This window comes from Streptomyces sp. NPDC006372, assembly GCF_040612515.1.
Taxonomy (GTDB): Bacteria; Actinomycetota; Actinomycetes; order Streptomycetales; family Streptomycetaceae; genus Streptomyces.
Map to the genome: position 1 here is coordinate 754491 of NZ_JBEXQJ010000001.1, position 19347 is coordinate 773837.

Here is a 19347-nt window from a genome sequence, read left to right on the forward strand (position 1 = left end):
CACGGAACAGGCGTCGTTCAGCGGTCCTCGGGGAGCCGCCCGATGGTACGGACGAGGTGCCGCGCGATGGTCTCGACATGGGGTGGGTCGATGAGGGACAGGTGGTCGCCCTCGACGGGGACGATCTCGAGGGACTGGCACAGGGGGGCCCATCCCAGGTCCGCCTCCTGGCGGAGGTAGCGCGGGTCCAGAGCGGTGGTGAGCTGCTGCGGTTGCTGGGCACGGTAGAGCACCACATGGCCGTCGTGGGGAAGGGGAACGTATCGTTCGCCTACCCGGGCATCCACGTACGAGGTCCGTTGATGCTCCATGACCCCCGGGCTCATGTCGAGGCCGGCGTCGGCGACAAGCCGCATGATCACGTCGATCTGCTTCTCGTCGGGCGTGGCCGCCAGCTCTTCGTAGGGCAGGTCCAGGCGGTGGCCGTAGGTCTTCTCGATGTATTCGGCGAAACGACCGAAGCGCTCGAGCAGCAGCTCCGGCGACTCCTGCTGCGGCAGAGCGGCGGGCAGGATGGTGTCGATCAGTCCGAGGAACCCGACGTCCTGACCCCGTTCGTTCAGTTGACGAGCCACTTCGTACGCAAGGCATCCTCCGAAGGACCAGCCGAGCAGGTGGTAGGGCCCTTCCGGCTGGAGGTCACGCATGATCGTGCGGTAGTGGGCTGCCTTGTCCTCCACGGTGTTCAGCTCTTCGACGCGTTCCAGCCCGTACACAGGCTGGTCGGTCGGGAGCAGCCCCGTCAGGGGCAGATAGACCGAGGTCGGTCCGCCGGCCGGGTGGAAGGTGAACAACGGGGGCCGCTGTGTCCCGGGGACAGCGGGGCGCAGGGTGGTGAGTGCCGACGGGCCGGTTCGGTTGACCACCGGCCGGATCAGTTCGGCGATGGCTGCGACGGTCCGGTGGGCGAGAACGGCCTCGCCCGTCAGGTCCAGCCGAGTGTCGTCGCCCAGGCGCCGACGGATGACGTCCACCATGGCCTCGGCGGCGCGTCGGTCTCCCCCGGCGGCGGTGAACTCCTCGTGCACGTCTGCGGGCTTGCGGCGCAGGACCTCGGACCAGGCGCTCGCGACCAGCCGCTCTGCCGGGTCCCGGGCACCGAGGGAACCGGGCAGCGAGGGCGCGGTCGGCTGTGCCTGCCCGACGTCGGCGGGGCCTGCCGGTGGAGAGGAGGCCGTGGGCACCGAGGAGCCGAGGCCGAGTTGTTCCAGCACCGCGCCGCCGAGTTCGCGCAGGCAGGCGCCGCGCAGCAGGCGGGGGGCAGGCAGGTCGATGCCGAAGTCCTGGCGGAGGGCGTTGCGGATCCGCACCGCCATCAGGGAGTCCAGTCCCAGTTCGGTCAGTGCGGTCGTCTCGTCGAGTTCGTGGGCGCTGAACCCCATGATGGCTGCCGTCCTCTTGGCGAGGCGTGCGTAGACCAGCTCCGGGGCGGAGCTTCCGAGGGCGGTGATGCCGTCGGGACCGACCCAGTCGTCGGCGCTGAGCGCGCTGTCCTCGAGAACGTCGTTGAAGAAGGGGATGGCAGACAGGCCGGGGAACGCCGCCAGGACACGGCCCGCATCGAGGTGCACGACGCCGACGTGCGTGCGGTTGAGGGTGACGAGCGCCTGCAGGGCGTCCATTCCCTCGGTCAGGTGGATGGGCTCCAGGGCCAGCGCCGGGTTCCCGGCCGCCGCCCCGATGTTCTCCCACGGGCCCCAGGCGATGGCGGTCGCCGGGCGGTTCGAGGCTCTGCGGTGGTGAGCGATGGCGTCGAGCCAGGCGTTGGCGGCCGCGTAGGCGGACTGTCCCGGCGAGCCGATCAGTGCCGCGGCGGAGCTGTAGATCACCCACCAGTCCAGGTCGTGGTCGGCGATGGCCGCCTCCAGGTGCCGGGCTCCGACGGTCTTCGGCCGCAGCACCTTGTCGAAGTCCGCCGGCTCGAGGTCCGTGATCATGCGGTCGTGCAGCACACCGGCACAGTGCGCGACGCCTCGCAAGGTGTGGCCTTCTGCGAGGGCGGCACGCACCAGGCTCGGGGCGACATCCGGTTCTGCGATGTCTCCGCGGACCACGGCGACGGAGGTCCCCCGGGCCCGCAACTCGGCCAGGAAGGACTGGGCTTCGGGCCCGGGGGCACGCCGTCCGTTCAGGACGATACGGCCGGCGCCCTGCTCGGCGAGCCGGCCCGCTGTTGCCAGGCCCAGGCCGGTCAGCCCACCGGTGATGATGTAGGCGCCGTCAGGACGTGTGAATGCCACGTCGTCGTTGCCCTGAGAGGTGAGGTCGGCGCGGGCGAGGCGGGCGGCGAGGCGAGTGCCGGCCCTCCAGGCGATCTCATCGGCGTCGCCGTCGGCGAGGAGTTCCTGGACGAGGTCACCGACTGCGCCGGGCTGTTTGTCGATGTCCACCAGCGAGGCACGCAGATGGGGGTGTTCGAGTGCCATGACACGGACGAGTCCACGCAGGCAGGCAAGGTGCGGCGTTCCGGGTTCCCCCGGCCCTGTCGCCTGTGCCAGCACGGTGGCCATCCACAGGCGCGGCGGTTGCCGGTGCGTTCCGCCGGCCAGGCGGCGGGCCACCCGTGCTGCTGTGCGCAGTGGCCGCGTGTCGTCGTCGCGTTCGTACGGGGGGAAGACCAGGACGACGGCGCTCGGGCCGTCCTCCTGCGGGGTCTGCAGCCAGGCGTCGAGTACGGCGTCGCTGTCGTCGTCCCGGGCCTGTGTGACGTTGACACCCCCGGCTCGCAGGGCCGACGCGAGCGAGGCCGTGACCCCGTCTGCGGCGTCGTCCGGTTCGTCGCTCAGGAGGAGGGCACGGTGCAGGCCCAGGGGCGGGGGGACGGTGGACTTCTCCCACTGGATGTCGTAGCTGCACGTCTCGAGGGGCCGGGGCACCTCGTGATGCTCGATGGGACGCAGCTGAACGAACCGGGCGACCAGCTCGCTCTCGGTGCCCTGGGCGGTGACGTGCCACTGGTTGACGCCGGTGTCCCCGCCGTCGGCGCCGGCGGCAGGCGTGCAGCGGATGTCGTATCCGGTGTCGCGGAGTCCCGGCCCCTTGATGTACAAGGTCCGTACTCCGACCGGGACGGCGTGCGCGGTGGCTCGGACGGTGCGGTCACCGCCCGGTGGAGTGCCGCCGGCTCCGGCGGCACTCAGCGCTTCCAGCATGCTGGTCAGCAGATGCGCGTAGAACGGTCCGTGCGGGTGCGGCAGGTCCTCGGCGGCGAAAGGGTGAACGATGTCCGGGGCCTGTTCCGCGGGGAGGAGCTCGCGCGGGGGTTCGGGATCGCGGGTGATGAGGGCCGAGGCGTGGCAGCGCCAGGCGGCCCCGGTGCCGCGGGCGTGCAGGGTGACCGTTCCGTGTGTGCCGGAGCCCGGTTCCCACACCGCGGTCAGCGGGGTGCTGCTGGAGAGGGCGAGCCACTGGTGGATCTGCAGGTCCTCGACTCCGAGGTGAGTGAGGCCCTCCCGGGCCCAGAGCTCCAGGCCGACTTCGACCACCAGCTCCGCGGCCTCGGCGAGGGTCAGCACCGCTTGGTCGTGGACCGTGCTCCTGGGGCGGTGTCGACGGGTGCCGACGTCTCCTTGCCACAGCACGACGCCGGTCCGCGGGTCGTCGGTGCGCACACCCAGCAGGGGGTGACCGCCGGCCGTGGTCGAGGTGGCGGGGCGGGAGAACCAGAATCGTCTGTGACGCCAGGCCGGGGTGGGCAGTGCGGTGCGCGCACCGGTGGGCCACAGACCGGTGCTCGTCGTGACGCCCGCGAAGTGCAGTCTGGCCAGCGCGGCGCGTACGGCGACGGTGTCGTCCGCGTTCTTGTGCAGGGTCGGGACGACCAGGGCCTGGTCACCCACCGGTGTGGCGTCGAGCGTCTCGGTGAGCGGGACGACGGCGATGGGATGGGGCGAGATCTCCAGGAACAGGGTGTGGCCGTCTTCCGTGGCCGCAGTCACCGCCTGCTGCAGACGCACCGGGCGGCGGACGTTGGCGCACCAGTAGCCCGCATCGGCTGCCGGGTCCGCGCGGGGGTCCTCGAGGACCGTGCTGTACCAGGGCGTCGTGGGAGCGCCCGGGCGAAGAGCGGCAAGGTCTTCGCGCAGTGGCAGAAGAATGGGATCCACCGCGGCCGAGTGTCCGGCTCCGCCGACGTTCAGCAGCCGGGCCAGGTGACCCTGCTCGGACAACTCGTCCACCAGGTCGCGCACCGTCTGGGCCGGTCCGGCCACCGTGCAGCGTTGCGGCGAGGAGTGGACGGCGACCTCCACACCGGGGAAGCGGTTGAGGATGTCCGTCCGGGACGGCGCGGGCAGCTCGATCGCCGCCATCGCGCCGGCCTGTTCGGCGTCGATGCCGGCGAGGTGCGCCGACCGGCGGACGATGACGCGAAGTCCGTCGGCGGCGTCGAGAGCGCCCGCCACCACGGCGGCTGCGACTTCGCCCATCGAATGGCCGATGACGGCCGCCGGTTCCACGCCGTAGGCCCGCATGGTCTGCGCCAGGGCCAGCTGGATGCCGAAGAGCAGCGGCTGGGTCCGGTCCACGGTGCGGCCGGAATCGGACGTGAGCATGTCGGTCAGTGAGGAGCCGGTCTCCGCGAGGAAGGCCGGATCGAGCGCGGACACCTGGGCGGCGAAGCGGGAGTCGCCGGTCAGCAACTGCCGCCCCATGCCCTTCCACTGGGAGCCGTAACCGGAGAAGACGAAGACCGGCCGGCGCGCTGTGAACGGCTGAGCCGCTCCTGCGTCGGTGCATGCGGCGACCACGCCGGGAACGGTCTCGCCCCGGGCCAGCGCGGCGAGCCTGGCGGCCGCCTCGGGGCGGGTCCGCGCGACGACGGCGGCGCAGGACGGGCCACGGCGATGTGATGCGAGGGTGTGGGCGATATCGGTGAGCGAAGGTGCGTCACCGGCGGCCACCCACCGCGACAGACTCGCGGCCACGTCGGCGAGCCGGTCCGGGGAACGGGCTGACACCACCAGAATGTGCGGGTCGTCAGCTGCCTCGTCGTCGGTCGCCGAAGGCTGCGCGGGACTCGGGACGGTTGACGGCGCCTGCTCGAGGACGGCGTGGGCGTTCGTGCCGCCGAACCCGAAGGCGGACACGCCGGCGCGCCCCCTGCGGTTCTCCGGGGCGGGCCAGACGGTCGCTTCGGTGACCACGCGCAGGCCCAGTTCGGTGAAGTCGATGTGGGGGTTGGGGTCGTGGAAGTGGAGGGTGGCCGGGATGCGGCCGTGATGCAGGGCCAGCGCCGTCTTGATCAGGCCGATGATGCCGGCCGCGCCTTCTAGGTGACCCAGGTTGCTTTTGACCGAGCCGATGAGCAAGGGCTGGTCGGGGCGTCTGCCGCGGCCTACGACCGCTCCGAGGGCGGCTGCTTCGATGGGGTCTCCCAGCAGGGTGCCCGTCCCGTGCGCTTCGACGTAGTCGATGTCGGCGGCGTCGATCCGCGCGTCCCGCAGGGCGTCGCGCAGCAGCTCCTCCTGCGCCGTCGGGTTGGGTGCCATGAGGCCCGCCGACCGGCCGTCCTGGTTCACGGCGGTGCCTCTGACGACGGCGAGCACCCGGTCGCCGTCGCGCCGGGCATCGGCGAGACGCTTGAGCACGACGACGCCGCAGCCCTCACCACGGGTGATTCCGTCCGCCGCGGCGTCGAAGGGTTTGCACCTGCCGTCCGCGGCCAGCGCACCGGCCTGTTCGAACGAGGCCGTGACCGCTGGGGACAGGAGCACGTTGACTCCTGCGGCCAGTGCCGTGTCGCACTCCCCACCGCGCAGGCTGCGGCAGGCCAGATGCACGGCCACGAGGGACGACGAGCAGGCCGAGTCGGTGGTGATGCTGGGCCCGCGGAGGTCGAGCAGGTAGGACACGCGGTTGGCGACGATGCTGCCGGCGGCTCCGGTGCTGGTCCACGGTGTCAGGCGCGCGGGGTCGGAGGTGGTCAGCTGCCCGTACTCCAGGGCACTCAGGCCGACGAAGACGCCGGTGCGGGTGGACCGGAGGGCGTGGGCGGGAACTCCGGCATGGTCCAGCGCCTCGCAGCTGACTTCGAGTACCAGCCGTTGCTGGGGGTCCATGACTTCGGCCTCGCGGGGTGTGATGCCGAAGAAGTCGGCGTCGAACCCTTCGATGTCGTCGAGGAAGGCGCCGTACTGTGTGGTGGATTCCATCAGGGCGGTGACGTCGGGCGCCGTGCCGGTGAAGTTCCGCCACCGTCCCGCGGGCACCTGGCTGACCGCGTCCGTCCCTGCCAGGAGTTGTTCCCAGAGCGCGTCCGGTCCCTGCACGTTCGGGGGCAGGCGACAGCCGATGCCGATGATCGCGATGGCATGGTCGTCGGTGCCGGTCGTGATGGCCGCCTCGCCGGACGTATCGGACTGCTCGTCGGTTTCCGCGGTGTCGGCGTTGTCTGCGGTCGCCAGAGCGCTGACCAGTTGTCCGATCGTGGGATGTTCCCACAGCAACGTGGCGGGCAGTGACCGGTCCAGTAACTTCTCCAGCTCGCCGGTCAGTCCGACGGCGTCGCGGGAGGTGAGGCCGTACTCCGCCAGAGGGCGGGCGTCGTCGAGTTGTTCTGGGGAGATGCCACTGATGTCCGAGACCAACCGCACCAGCGCGCTCCGCAGTGCGGTGACGCCCGGTCCGGAGCGACTGGCCGTGGGGCCGCCTGGTTGCTGCATGCGGTGACTCCCGCCCTCAGTGCTCACGTTTCCGGGCTCCAGGCCCCCTGGAGGTAGCGTTCGCGGCATGCTCCACGGGCAACCTTGCCGCTGGTGGTGTGGGGTACGGTGCCGGGCGGGGCGAGGACGAAGTCGTGGATCGCGATGGCGTGGCCGGCCGACACGGCCGCGCGGACGGCGCGAGTCGCCTCTTCCCGGACGCTGTGGAGGTCTGCGAGGTCGCGGACGTGCTCGGCGACGACGACAAGACGTTCTCCGGCGTCGGTGAGAACGGAGAACGCCGCGGTGTGGTGACGGCGGACGGCCGGGTGGGCGCTCTCGACGGTCTGCTCGATGTCCTGCGGATAGTGATTGGTGCCGTCGATGATCACGAGGTCCTTGATGCGACCGGTGATGTAGAGCTGTTTGTCGTACATCAGTGCGAGATCGCCGGTGCGTAGCCAGTGGTGCTGGTTCTCGCCGTGGAGTGTGGCTCGGAAGGTGGCTTCGCTCTGTTCCGGGCGTTTCCAGTAGCCACGGCCGACGTTGGGTCCGCGCAGCCAGATCTCGCCGACGTGCCCGTCCTCCAGACGGACGCGGGTGACCGGGTCGACGATGACGGCTTCCTGCCCGGTGGGCCGTCCGCATCCGACCAGGCGGGTCACCGCCCGCGTTTCGGTGGCCTCGACCACACGGGTGGTGCCGTCCGCCAGCGCGTCACGGTCGAAGCAGGTGACGGTCGGTTCCTCCCCGGCCGGTGAGGCGGCAACGAACACGGTCGCCTCGGCCAGTCCGTAGGACGGGCGCATGGTTGTGCGGACCATGCCGACGGGTGCGAAGGCCTGCTGGAACCGTTGCAGCGTCTGCTCGGCGACAGGTTCACTGCCGTTCACCATGGCGGCGACCGATCCCAGTGACAGCCGGTCGCGCTCCTCGTCGGTGACGCGGCGCGCACAGTAGTCGTAGGCGAAGTTGGGAGCGGCGGTGAGGGCTCCCGGGTACCGGGTGAGCAGACGCAGCCATCTGACGGGCTGTTGCACAAAGGCCAACGGCTCCATGAGCACGGAGGGGACGTGACCGACGAGGGGCAGCACGACCGCGAGAACCAGTCCCATGTCGTGATACAGCGGAAGCCAGCCGACGGTGCAGTTGCGCCCGGTGCGGATGTCGTAGGCCTCCAGGGCCTGGCGTGCGTTGGCACAGACGTTGGCGTGGGTGATCTCCACGCCCGACGGCACGCGGGTGGAACCCGAGGTGTACTGCAGATAGGCACAGTCCTCGGGGCGCGGATGAAAGGTCTCCACGTCCGCCGGTACTCCCGCCGGCGCCGGACCGGCGAGCAGTTCCTGCTCCGTGACCACGCGCAGGCGCAGGCCGTCCTGGTCGGCGCAGAACTTCTCCGCGGCCTGGAGCGAGTCGGGGCTGGTGAGGGCGAGCACCGGGTCGGCGTCGGCGAGTGCGGCAGCCAGCTTCTCCGCATGACCAGGCAGGGCCGGGGGGAAGAGGGGAACGGCGATCGCGCCGGCGCACGTGGCTGCGAGGAAGCCGACGACGTAGTCCAGGTTCTGCGGTGCCACGATGGCCACGCGCTCGCCGGCTGCCCCGGCGTGGCGCAGGGCGGTCGCGAGGGTGCGTACCCGTCTCTCCAGCTGGCGCCATGTCAGAGTGGAGGGGACTCCGTCGCGGTCGGTGCCGAAGTCCACGAAAGTGAACGCTGTCTCTTCGGGCGTTCGTGCTGCGGCCTGAGCGAGATGGTGGCTGATGGTGTCACTCACGATTTCCAGCACTGAGTCACCGAACCTTCGTTCCGGGCAACGATTTCCACTGGACAGTGGGCAGCGGTGAGCGATCAGCTCACCATGGAGACATGCCGGGCTTCCAGTGACACGCCGAAGCGGCTACACCGCCCGGTGCAACAGGAGTGCGGGGAATTACCCGGACAGCGGACCGGACGACACAATAGACATACGGGGGTGGCCGGGACGCGAAACAGGTCCCGGCCACCCCCGTATGCACGGGTGGACTTGTGTGACTGGCGCCGACGACGAAAGGTGTCTCGGCCCTTTCGGTCCGACGTCAGGAATTCTTGCCGGGGACGGCGAAGCTGCTGACGCAGTCGATCTGACCGCCCGAGGCCGGGCAGCTCTGCGTCGAGTCGTTGACGACGGTGATGTTTCCGCGCTTGTCGGTGGTGACCTGGTACTCCCTCACCTGCGAACAGCGCGTGTAGCCGCTGCCGTTGTCGACGCACCCGTCGGCGCGGTCATCAGCGAAGGCCTGGACGGCACCGGCGCCGATGAGAGCAAAGCTCCCCAGGACACCCACTGCCGCTGCGATCTTCTTCGAATTGAACATCTGCCTTTTCCTTTTACCGTCGGCCCCCGTGACTGGACTGCGGTGCCGTTCCGGACGCGTGGACTGGGAACGAAGTCAGTGGCAGCTTCGAGGCTCGGACACCCGGTGACCTCCTGACGGCTGCCTACACCCGAGAATCGACTACTTGGCGGCGGGGATGACCTGAGTGCACTTCACCGACTTGTGCTCGCTCTGGTCGACGAACTGGAGGCCCATGACGTTGATCACCATATTCACGTCGCCGATGTTGACAAGCGACCAATTCTTCTCGTCCGCGGAGCACTTCTGGTTCTGCTGGGTGTTGTCGGCCTTGGCCTTCGAGTCCCCGTCCGCAGCGTGGCCGACGCCGGCGCCCAGGAAGCTGACGCTGCCGAGCATGGCAACGGCGACTGCCGCCTTCTGGTACTTGCGCATTGCTTCTCCGTTCTCGTTTCGTCACGGTCAGCAACTGACTGGCCGCGCACAGTTGGCAACTGTAAGGGATTCTTAGGGGTATTAGTGAATGAAACGCGCAAGACACGCACTTCCCCAAAAGATCCATGATCCGGTATGGATACCTGCATACGAGTGACCGCCCGAGCGCCCATACCGAACGACGAACCCCGGGGCTCGAACACCTGGTTCGAACCCCGGGGTCTGCCTAAGGTCAGCCGACCAGTACTTACCGGCCGATGGTGAAGAGCTGAGCGCACTCCACCGACGTGCGCTCACTCTGGTCGACAACCTGGAGACCCAGGGCGTTGGTCGGCGCGAAGCCGTCGACCGTCTCGCTGCCCGTGATGTTGACCTCGTCCGCCGAGCACTTCTGGCTCTGCTTGTTGTCGAGCTTGACCTTCGGGTCCCCGTCAGCGTGGCCGACGCCGGCACCCAGGAGGCTGACACTGCCGAGCATGGCCACGACGACCGCGGCCTTCTGGTACTTGCGCATTACGTCTCCGTTTCTCGTGTCGACACAGCCCGTTACGGTCTGGTCACCGACAGGCATCACTTTAGGAGCGATTTCTGCCAATTGCTACGCGAAACGCCCATTGCGTCCTCATCTCATGAAATTTCATGTCAGGTGCCCTTGCTTCGCGGGCACTTGCCCCTTCTTGGGTGCCGGAACTGACGAGGCGGCGGCTCGCCGACCCCGCCGGGGCGAGGGCGAGGGCGCAGACCGCCACCCTTTCCAGCTCCCGACGCGCGCGGACCGGCAAAAAGCCAAACAGCAGACCCCGGGGCTCGAACACCTCGAGCTCCGGGGTCTGCTTGGACCAGCTGCCAGTGACTACCGGCCGCCGATGGCGAAGAGCTGAGTGCAGCTCACCGAGGTGCGCTCGCTCTCGTCGATGAACTGCAGGCCAGCGCCGTTGACCGGAGCGTAGACGGCACCCGTCTTGCTGCCCGTGATGTTGACCTCGTCCGCCGAGCACTCCTGGCTCTGCTTGTTGTCGAGCTTGACCTTCGGGTCCCCGTCAGCGTGGCCGACACCGGCACCCAGGAAGCTGACACTGCCGAGCATGGCCACGACAACCGCAGCCTTCTGGTACTTGCGCATTACGTCTCCGTTTCTCGCGTCGACACAGTCCGTAATGGACTGGTCACCGACAGTCCTCACTGTAGGCGATGCTCGCTGCTTTCGAGCGCGTGAAACGCCAAGGCGCGAAAAGTAGGCAATACGGCATGTATCCGGATAGATCCCCCTTCCCCAGGCAGCAGACCCCGGGGCTCGGACACCTGGTCCGAGCCCCGGGACCTACCTAGACCACCTGATCAGAGATCACTTACCGAGCCCGAAGACCTGAGCACAGTTCACCGTGTTGCGGTCGCTCAGGTCGTTGAACTGGAGGCCGGCGCCGTTGACCGGAGCGAAGACGGAGCCCGTCTCGCTGCCCGTGATGTTGACCTCGTCCGCCGAGCACAGCTGGGTCTGGTCACTGTCGAGCTTGAGCTTGTGCCCCTCGTCGCCGGCGTGACTGACACCGGCACCCAGGAAGCTGACGCTGCCGAGCATGGCCGCGACGACCGCGGCCTTCTGGTACTTGCGCATTACCTCTCCGTTTCTTGAGTAGGCACAGTCCGTGACTGGCTGTGCACCAACAGTCACGAGCATACGGTGATGTTTGTGATTTTTGATGATGAAACGCCCATGTGCCCGGTTCTTTCAGAAGGCCGCAGACCGGGGTGCTGCTGCACGCGCCTCAAGCGGCCCAACCGGATGGGTCGCGTCCGGCCGCATGTGCATCTCGGGCAAAAGAGGGTGATCCGGAGGTAGTCGCCGTGACCGGTGCGAAGGCGACGCGTTGAAGGGGAAGTGCGATCGCTCATTCCGCTACCGCACTCACCGAGCCTGTAAGGAGAACGTCTTTATGTCTCGCATCGCGAAGGTTGGCACTCTCGCTCTTGGCGCGGGCGCCGTGGTGCTCAGCGTGCCCGGTGTCGCCGCAGCGGACGCCGACGCCAAGGCCGCTGCAATCGACTCGCGCGGCTTCCTGTCCGGCAATGTGCTCCAGATTCCGATCCACGCGCCGATCAACGTGTGCGGAAACGCCCTCACCGTGTTCGGCGGGCTCAACCGGGCTGCCGGCAGCGTCTGCGAGAACAACGACGGCGAGAAGAAGCACCACAAGAAGCACGAGGTGCACGACAAGAAGCAGCACAAGGCGCACGACAAGAAGAGCGACAAGGCGCACGCCGAGAAGCAGCACAAGGCGCACGACAAGAAGAGCGACAAGAAGAGCGACAAGGGCCACGCCGGGAAGCAGGGCGAGGCGCACGGCAAGAAGAGCGACGAGAAGCAGCACAAGGCGCACGCCGAGAAGCAGCACAAGGGACACGGCAAGCACGACGCCGAGGGCTTCAAGAAGCACGCCGAGAAGCAGCTCAAGGATCACGGCAAGCACGACGCCGAGGGCTTCAAGAAGCACGCCGAGAAGCAGCTCAAGGGACACGGCAAGCACGACACGAAGGACCTCAAGAAGCACGCCGAGAAGGCTCGCGGGGTTTACGGCCACTGACATCCGTCGTCTTCACCTGAGAGCCCCGGCGTCCTGGAACGCCGGGGCTCTTCTCTTGGACCCGCCTCAGCTCACGCGTACCGGTAGATCCGGCCGACGTCCTCAAGTTCGTCCGGCGACACGTCCCACGGCGGCAGCTTCTGATGCCGTGCCACGATCCGGCCGTGCTGCGCGTTGTCAGGACCCGGCGGTTTCGCGGGGAGGTAGCGGGCCCCGCGGTGACGGCGCTGCCAGCGGTGCCACTGCAGGTCGATGAAGGCATGGTGCAGCCAGAAGACGGGGTCGTTGACGGAGGCGGCGCCGAGCATGGCCCCGCCGACCCAGCGGTGCACCTGGTTGTGATTGCGCCACGAGGTCCTGCCCCTGCCGGCGCCCCAGCCCTCCAGCCTGTTGCGGAAACCTCGCGTGACCGTCGAGTCCCAGGGCGCCACATCGTAGGCGGATTCCCTCAGCGCCCACTCCAGGTCCGCCTTCGTGGGCAGGCCGACCGTGGCCCGCGGGCTGCCGAGGTCCCGGGTGAGGAACTTCTCGTCGGTCACGCCCACCTTGATGACCCAGTTGCTCTCCCGGTAGGCGAACGGGCCTGTCATCACCTGGTGGTCGGACCGGCGCCCGTTGCCGCCGAGAAAATCCGCCGTCCAGGGCACGGAGGTGGTCGTGCGGTCGCGTGTCCAGTCCCAGTACGGCAGGGTCACCGACGGGTCCACTCGGCGTAGGGCGCGTTCCAGTTCGATCAGAAACCGACGGTGCCAGGGCAGGAAGGAAGGAGCCATGTGCGCGGTGCGCAGTCCGTGCTCGCCGTCGGAGGAGAAGTGCGCGATGTGCATGCGCACGAACTCGTCGTACTCGCCGCGCCGTTTGAGTTCCAGCAGCGCCTTGACGAACCGGCGCTTCTCGGCCCTGGTGAGCGTGCCGGCGTCTTTACGCACGTACGCCATGTCGGTGTCCCCCGTGCAGGTGCCCACCGTCCACCGGTTGTGGAGCCAGGGTGCGCAGCCGCTGACCGGATCCGAGTTCGTCGACGGCGGCGCGGGCTGCCTCGAGCGGTGTCGGGTACGAACAGTAGTGGTCCACCATGCTCAGCCAGGTGCCGTCAGCGCGTCGCATCAGATGCAGAGGTCGGCCGTCCACGGTGACAAGCCAACGGCCGTCCTCCGCTGTGCCGCACTCGGGGAACCACCGACCGCGGATACGGCGGCCGCGGTATGCGACGTCGAAGGCCGTGTCACTCGGGGCGATTCCGGGTCGGGGGCGCTGAGGCCGGGAGGCGGCCGACGCTGAGGTCAGAGCGGCGATGAGTACGCAGGAGTACAGTCCGCGCGCCGCATCCCGCCGTGTTCTGCCCACCGCTCGGTGCCACACCGGGTCCGGGCCTCCGTCCTCGGCACCCACCGGCCCTCCGCCGACGCTGACGACCATGGCTCACTCCTCGTCCCGTTCGGTTGATCCGTAGCCGTAACCGCCGAACGCCCCGCGCGGTCACCGCCGCGCGGCCAAGACAGTGATCACCGACGGCCGTGCCGGTGACATGGAGACAGACGAGGCCACAAAGATGTCGGCCCTCGGACTCGCCGAGGGCCGACTCTGTACGGGGGGCGTAGCCCTACATCCACAGATTGCCGCGCAGCGGCTTGGCCTCGTTCAGTGCCTCTGCGGTCTCCTTCACCGTGGGGAGCAGCGACTTGCTGCCCGTGGCGCTCGCCTCGAGGGGGAGCTTGGTCTTCACGCCGCCGTTGAGGTCGGTGGACGCCAGGTCAGGGGCGGGAGCCGGAGCCGGGGCGCTCTGCGGCGCGGGGGCCGGAGCCGGGGCGCTCTGCGGGGCCGGAGCCGGAGCCGGAGCCGGGGCGCTCTGCGGGGCCGGAGCCGGAGCCGGAGCCGGGGCGCTCTGCGGGGCCGGAGCCGAAGCCGGGGCGCTCTGCGGGGCCGGAGCCGGAGCACTCTCCGGCGCCGCGGCCGGGGCACTCTGCGACGCCGGGGCCGGGGCCGGAGCACTCTGCGGGGCCGAAACCGGAGCACTCTGCGGCGCCGAAACCGGAGCCGGAGCACTCTGCGCGGCAGGCGCCGAAACCGGCGCACCCTGGCCGGTGAACGCCGCGTCGGGGGCGCTCTGTCCCGGGGCGGCCAGGTTGGGAGCGGTGTTGTGGGCGAATGCCGGCGTGGCGGCAGTGGCGGCGATCAGGGACCCGGCAAGGACGGCTGCAGCCTTCAGGGACTTCATCGTGTTCCTTTCTTCGGCAACGCGTGTCACCGGAGGGGAGTCTGTCGCCGTGCCTAACGAGCCGGGGTCGAGGCGGAAACCGGAGGGACCGAAGATCGCGAGTCCTCATATGAGATCCCTGAACAGGAAAGGAACAGGAGCAGGAACAAGAACAGTCGTGGAGCCGCCCTGATGGTCGGCGCCACGACTGAACGGGAAAGAGCCGTGCCGTACGGCGGTCACGAGCCCAGCAGCGCCGGCGTGATCGCGGGGAGCGTGACGGGCGACAGCGAAGGCACCGACGTCAGTGGCCACATGCTGGGCAGCGTCGTCGGTTCGGACAGGGTCGGCTCCGACGGATCGCTGCCGTTCAGCGCGTCGATGAGCTCGTCCAACTCGGTCAGCAGGTCGTCGACCGGGGAAAGCGCCACGCTGTCGCCATCGGAGGCCTCGTCAGCGGGGTCGAGTGACTCCAGAAGGTCGTCTACGGCCTGCCCCACGGCGTCCAGCGTGTTCTCCAGGACCTCCAGCGGGTCGTTCGTGGAGTCAGTGGCAGGCCCGGCGGGAGCCGGTAGCAACACGCCCGTCGCCGGGGCCGACGCTGTCGGTGTGGCCGTGTCCGTTCGAATCTCGGCGGCCAACTGGGCCAGCGCTTGCTTCGCGGCAGTTGCCAGTTTCCTGGCCTCGGCTGCCGTCAGTTGGCCGTTGTCCGCCTTGAGGAGGGCGTGCAGGAGGTCGGCGACCGGGGCGAGTTCGCCCCCGTCGAGCTTTCTGAGCTGTGCCAGTAGCGCATCCGTGCCAGAGTGCCGCGCACCGGGCGACGCCACATGGCTGTACTCGGGGGCCGAGTCGGCAGCCATGGCGGCGGGGCAGGCGATCCCGACCAGGAAGGTGGCGCACAATGCGCTGGAAGCGATGCGCCGTGCGGGCAGAGCGCACATGGGGGTTCCTTTCGACGACGTCGGATCTTGAGCCCACCGTGAAAGCAACCATGACGTCCCGCAACCGCTCATACGCTTTCCGGAATTTCGCAATTCCCTCTTTCGCCGTGTAAGGCCTGATCAGGCGATACGTCAGACCGGTGGTGACCGTTCCCCCGTCGGGTGACGCCTCGGCCGCCCTACGCGGCCTGCCGCACGCCACCTGCGGCACACCGCCGCCGGTCAACAACGTCGCATGCTTCACGATTCCGACACACGTGCCAGATATCTTCGAATTTCATCGACTATGTCTGATTGATGACTAGAGTTGCGAACCGCCCGACGCACTCCTCAGCGCGGACACCTCGCACTCGTGGCGCTGCTGCCACGGCCACCTGTTCCGGAAGGGCAATGACCGGTCATGCGCCATAGCCTGGGCCCGCTGTTTCGCCGTGCGACCGTGGGCGTCCTCAGCCTTGCCGCCGTATGGGCAGCCAGTAGCTCGCCGACCGCCGCGCCGGCCGCGCCGCCCGCACCCGAGTCGGGCAGCATCGGCTTCGCCGAGCGGTACCGCGCGCTTCAGCACGGCGGCATCGCACGCGCGGCCAACTCGTCCATCACCTGCCGCACCGACGAGAGGCCTTCATGCGCTGACGTGCGGGAAGGCAGGCAGGGGGTGAACGGCGACTTCGACATGTTCTACATCGATGTCGACCGCGACCCGAACACCTACAACGCCTCCCGCGGGGAGGTCCGCCTGCCCACCGGCTCCCGGGTGACGTACGCGCGTCTGTACTGGGGCGGGAATCTGCGCGTGGGCGAGCAGAAGCCACCGGAGGACAACGGGCGAGTGCTGATCGCCGAACCCGGCGGAGAGTACAAGGAGCTCCTCGCGGACACGGTTGTCGGACACCGCGTGACGGACGGCGCGGACGCCTTCCAGGCCTCGGCGGACGTGACGCAACTGGTGCGGGAGAGCGGGCCGGGCCTGTACACCGTGGCACAGGTCAACGTGGCCATGGGCAAGTCGCCGGCCGGGGCGTGGGGCGGCTGGACGCTGGTGGTGGTGTACGAGAACCCGTCGGAGCCGCTGCGGCACCTCGCGCTCTGGGACGGCTTCGTATCGCTGTCCGACCCGGCGCCGGAGGTCCGCCTGCGCGAACTCGGCTTCGCCGCCGACGCGTGGGGCCGGGCGGGCCTGGTGGCGTACGACGGCGACCGTGGCACGACCGGCGACTCGCTCACCGTGACGACCGGCGAGTCCGGGTCCGCATCCGTCCTCGGCAACGCCGCCAACCCCCAGGACGACGTCCTGAACTCCACCATCAGCGAGCCCGGGGACGATGCGGCACGTGTGCCCGCATACGCCAACACCCTCGGCTACGACTCCGACGTGTTCGACCTCGGAAGAAGCCTGCAACACGCCGGTGACCAGGTGACCTTCCGGCTCCGTTCGCAGCGGGACGCCGCGTGGGCCGGCGTGCTCTTCGCCGCCGTCGACGCACGGCGGTGAGTTCGTTGCCGTCCTCTCCGAACACCTTCGCGAGCGAGGAATCCGCGCACATGCACCCGTCTTCCACCGCCCCTCTCCCCAGAGTCCTGCACCTCACCCAACCGGTGGACGGCGGCGTCGCCCGCGTCGTGACGGACCTGGTCCGGGCACAGCTGTCGGACGGCCTGGACGTCACCGTGGCCTGCCCCGACAGTGCGCTCACAACGAGACTGCGGACGCTCGGCGCGCGCGTACGGCACTGGCACGCGACACGGTCGCCGGGTACCTCACTGTTCCAGGAGGTACGGCACCTGGCACAGGTGATCGACGAGGTACGTCCCGATCTGGTGCACGCGCACAGCGCGAAGGCCGGGCTCGCCGGGCGGCTCGCGGTACGCGGGCGGATTCCGACCGTCTTCCAGCCGCACGCCTGGTCGTTCGAGGCGGTCGGCGGGGGCACCGCGGCGCTGGCGCTCATGTGGGAACGATGGGGTGCGCGCTGGGCCTCACGCGTGCTCTGTGTGAGTGAGGCCGAGCGCGCGACCGGCGTGGACGCCAGGATCACCGGCCGGTGGACCGTCGTCCCCAACGGCATCGACCCGGAGCGCTTCCGCCCGGCCGCCGCCGCCACCGTGCGGGCCCGGCTCGCGCCGCTCGCCGGCATCCGCCCGGCCGCACCGCTCGCCGTGTGCGTGGGGCGGCTGTGCCGGCAGAAGGGACAGGACGTCCTGCTGCGAGCGTGGGAAACCATCGCGCAGCGGGTGCCCGACGCCCGCCTCGTCCTGGTCGGCGACGGGCCGGACCACGACCGGCTTCGCGAAGTCGCCCCGGAATCCGTCCTGTTCACGGGAGCCGTCGCCGACGCCTCCCCCTGGTACCAGGCCGCCGACGTGGTCGTCCTGCCGTCCCGCTGGGAAGGCATGGCCCTGGCTCCGCTGGAGGCGATGGCCTGCGGGCGTCCCGTGGTGGTCACGGACGTCGACGGGGCCCGCGAGAGCCTGCCGCCTTCCCTCGCCGCCCGGTGCCTGGTCCCGCCGGAGAACCCGGCGGCGCTGGCCGGGGCCGTCGCCGAGCTGCTGGTCGACCCCATGCTGCGCGAGACGCTCGGCAACCAGGGCCGCCGGCACGTGCTGTCCACCCACGACGTGCGGCACACCGCCGAGGCCGTCTCGAACGTCTATCGCGACCTGCTCGGCCCGTGGACCGCCGCCATCCCCAGCGCTGAGCACGGTCAGGCGCTCGACACCGGACGTGGCGCCGACGCGAACCGGGCAACGCAGCGCGTCGAGCCCATCGAGTACAGGGAGTCCATCCACTCGTGACCGCCGAACGTACCGTGCCCTCCCCCGGTGTACCGCCGCGGGACCACCGATCCTCACCCGTCTCGGTCATGCCGCCGCGCGGCATCGCCCCCGGCTTCCGGCTGTCCGCCCCTCGACACCCGGCGCAACCGGCCTCACCCGTCCCACTGTTCGTCGCGGACGGCGTCGCCGCCCTGGCCGGCGTGCCTGCGCTCACCGAGGCCCAGCGCCAGCCACTGCTCGTCGCTGCTCTGGTCGCCGTCTCCCTGCTGCTGCGCCAGCGCGACGGACGGCGGCCGGTACCGGGACTTCTGGAGGAACTGCCCGCCGTGTGCGGCCGTATCGCGGTGGCCTGGCTGGCACTCGCGGCGCTCCTGGCGGCGTACCGGCCGGAACACGCGCTGGCCCTCGGTACCGTGCTGATGGGCCTCGCCCTGCAGGCGACGGCCGGCTGTGTGATGCGCGGAGCCTTGCACGCGCGGCGGCGCGCCGCACTGGTGCGCCACCCGCACGCAGCACTCGTCCTGGGCCCGGTCGCCACCGCCGAGCGCGTGGCCGCCGCCGTACTGCGTCACCCGCGGTGCGGCGTGCGGCCGGTGGGGATCGTCGCCGAGCAGCCGGACGGCACCGGGAGCCTGCCGGTGCTGACGAGCGCCGAGGAGGTCGAGCGTGCGGTCATCCAGAACGGAGTTCGGGCGGTGCTGGCCGTTCACTCCACCGTGCGCACCGAACAGGAGCCGCTGCTGCGGGCGCTGGCCGAGTCCGGCTGCGTGATCTGGGAGGTCGACGCCGACACCCCGTCGTACGCGGCGCGGGAGCGGCTCGCCGGGTTCTCCTGCCGGCGTCTGGACATGTCTCCGGCCCGGCGTGGCAGCGCGGGCAAGCGCGCGCTCGACATCCTCGTGTCGGGAACGCTGCTGCTGCTGGTCAGCCCTCTGCTGCTGGCCTTCGCCGTGGCGCTGCGGATCAGCGACGGGCCGGGTGTGGTGTTCCGGCAGGAGCGCATCGGCAGGAACGGCGAGCCGTTCACGCTGCTGAAGTTCCGTACGCACCGCCCGGTCGACGAGCACGAGTCGGCGACCCGGTGGAGCGTGGCGAACGAGAACGAGATGCGCTGGCTCTGCCGGATGCTGCGTCGCACCTCGCTCGACGAACTGCTCCAGCTGTGGAACGTGCTCCGGGGCGACATGAGCCTGGTCGGACCACGGCCCGAACGGCCCTACTTCGTCGCCCAGTTCGGCCAGACCTACCCCGGTTACGCGGTCCGCCATCGCATGCGCACCGGTATCACCGGCCTGGCTCAGGTCCACGGGCTGCGCGGCGACACCTCGATCGAGGACCGCTGCCGGTTCGACAACGCCTACATCGACGACTGGTCCCTGTGGCAGGACGTCTGCATCCTGCTGCGCACCGTGGCCACGGTGGTACGTCCGACGGGGAGCTGA

15 protein-coding genes are annotated in these 19347 nt (G+C 69.6%); 4 read left to right on the forward strand and 11 right to left on the reverse strand.

Going from position 1 to position 19347, the window contains the following annotated elements:
• Nucleotides 1-17 precede the first annotated feature (17 nt).
• From ABZ016_RS03360 to ABZ016_RS03390, 7 genes are all read right to left on the reverse strand, one after another.
• The gene (locus ABZ016_RS03360; RefSeq protein ID WP_356914824.1) at nucleotides 18-6662 is read right to left on the reverse strand and encodes an SDR family NAD(P)-dependent oxidoreductase; all 6645 of its coding nucleotides are present in this window, start codon (nucleotides 6660-6662) and stop codon (nucleotides 18-20) included.
• Nucleotides 6663-6685: 23 nt separating this feature from the next.
• Nucleotides 6686-8416, reverse strand: a complete 1731-nt coding sequence (locus ABZ016_RS03365; protein ID WP_356914825.1) for a fatty acyl-AMP ligase — start codon at nucleotides 8414-8416, stop codon at nucleotides 6686-6688.
• Nucleotides 8417-8717: 301 nt separating this feature from the next.
• Entirely contained in the window at nucleotides 8718-8996 is a 279-nt protein-coding gene (locus ABZ016_RS03370; RefSeq protein WP_356914826.1) for a hypothetical protein, read from the reverse strand.
• A gap of 141 nt (nucleotides 8997-9137) precedes the next feature.
• On the reverse strand, nucleotides 9138-9410 hold the full coding sequence (locus ABZ016_RS03375) for a hypothetical protein (RefSeq protein WP_356914827.1): 273 nt from the start codon (nucleotides 9408-9410) through the stop codon (nucleotides 9138-9140).
• A 247-nt stretch (nucleotides 9411-9657) separates the two neighbouring features.
• On the reverse strand, nucleotides 9658-9924 hold the full coding sequence (locus ABZ016_RS03380; RefSeq protein ID WP_356914828.1) for a hypothetical protein: 267 nt from the start codon (nucleotides 9922-9924) through the stop codon (nucleotides 9658-9660).
• Between the two features lie 339 nt (nucleotides 9925-10263).
• Entirely contained in the window at nucleotides 10264-10533 is a 270-nt protein-coding gene (locus ABZ016_RS03385; RefSeq protein ID WP_356914829.1) for a hypothetical protein, read from the reverse strand.
• A gap of 222 nt (nucleotides 10534-10755) precedes the next feature.
• Nucleotides 10756-11025 carry a hypothetical protein gene (locus ABZ016_RS03390; RefSeq protein ID WP_356914830.1) on the reverse strand — a complete coding sequence of 90 codons (270 nt, stop codon included), beginning with the start codon at nucleotides 11023-11025 and terminating at the stop codon, nucleotides 10756-10758.
• Between the two features lie 319 nt (nucleotides 11026-11344).
• On the opposite strand from ABZ016_RS03390, the gene ABZ016_RS03395 reads away from it, so the two are divergent.
• A complete protein-coding gene (locus tag ABZ016_RS03395) occupies nucleotides 11345-11992 on the forward strand; it encodes a chaplin family protein (protein ID WP_356914831.1) in 648 nt (215 codons plus the stop codon).
• Nucleotides 11993-12063: 71 nt separating this feature from the next.
• Here ABZ016_RS03395 and ABZ016_RS03400 read toward each other — a convergent pair whose 3' ends face one another.
• The 4 genes from ABZ016_RS03400 to ABZ016_RS03415 all read right to left on the reverse strand — a co-directional run bounded on the left by ABZ016_RS03400 (nucleotide 12064) and on the right by ABZ016_RS03415 (nucleotide 15130).
• Complete coding sequence (locus ABZ016_RS03400) at nucleotides 12064-12930, reverse strand: tyrosinase family protein (RefSeq protein ID WP_356914832.1); 867 nt, start codon at nucleotides 12928-12930, stop codon at nucleotides 12064-12066.
• Nucleotides 12914-13411: a tyrosinase family oxidase copper chaperone gene (locus tag ABZ016_RS03405; RefSeq protein ID WP_356914833.1), complete on the reverse strand. Its 498-nt coding sequence runs from the start codon at nucleotides 13409-13411 to the stop codon at nucleotides 12914-12916. Before ABZ016_RS03405 ends, ABZ016_RS03400 begins: the two co-directional genes overlap by 17 nt.
• 184 nt (nucleotides 13412-13595) lie before the next feature.
• The gene (locus ABZ016_RS03410) at nucleotides 13596-14210 is read right to left on the reverse strand and encodes a hypothetical protein (protein WP_356914834.1); all 615 of its coding nucleotides are present in this window, start codon (nucleotides 14208-14210) and stop codon (nucleotides 13596-13598) included.
• Nucleotides 14211-14428: 218 nt separating this feature from the next.
• Nucleotides 14429-15130, reverse strand: coding sequence for a hypothetical protein (locus ABZ016_RS03415; protein ID WP_356914835.1), 702 nt, complete (start codon nucleotides 15128-15130; stop codon nucleotides 14429-14431).
• 400 nt (nucleotides 15131-15530) lie between these two features.
• On the opposite strand from ABZ016_RS03415, the gene ABZ016_RS03420 reads away from it, so the two are divergent.
• Genes ABZ016_RS03420 through ABZ016_RS03430 form a run of 3 tightly spaced genes read left to right on the forward strand, consistent with a single transcriptional unit; the run spans nucleotide 15531 to nucleotide 19347 of the window.
• A complete protein-coding gene (locus tag ABZ016_RS03420; protein WP_356914836.1) occupies nucleotides 15531-16622 on the forward strand; it encodes a DUF3344 domain-containing protein in 1092 nt (363 codons plus the stop codon).
• A gap of 50 nt (nucleotides 16623-16672) precedes the next feature.
• A complete protein-coding gene (locus ABZ016_RS03425; RefSeq protein WP_356914837.1) occupies nucleotides 16673-17923 on the forward strand; it encodes a glycosyltransferase family 4 protein in 1251 nt (416 codons plus the stop codon).
• Complete coding sequence (locus tag ABZ016_RS03430) at nucleotides 17920-19347, forward strand: exopolysaccharide biosynthesis polyprenyl glycosylphosphotransferase (protein WP_356914838.1); 1428 nt, start codon at nucleotides 17920-17922, stop codon at nucleotides 19345-19347. The genes ABZ016_RS03425 and ABZ016_RS03430 overlap by 4 nt, the downstream gene beginning before the upstream one ends.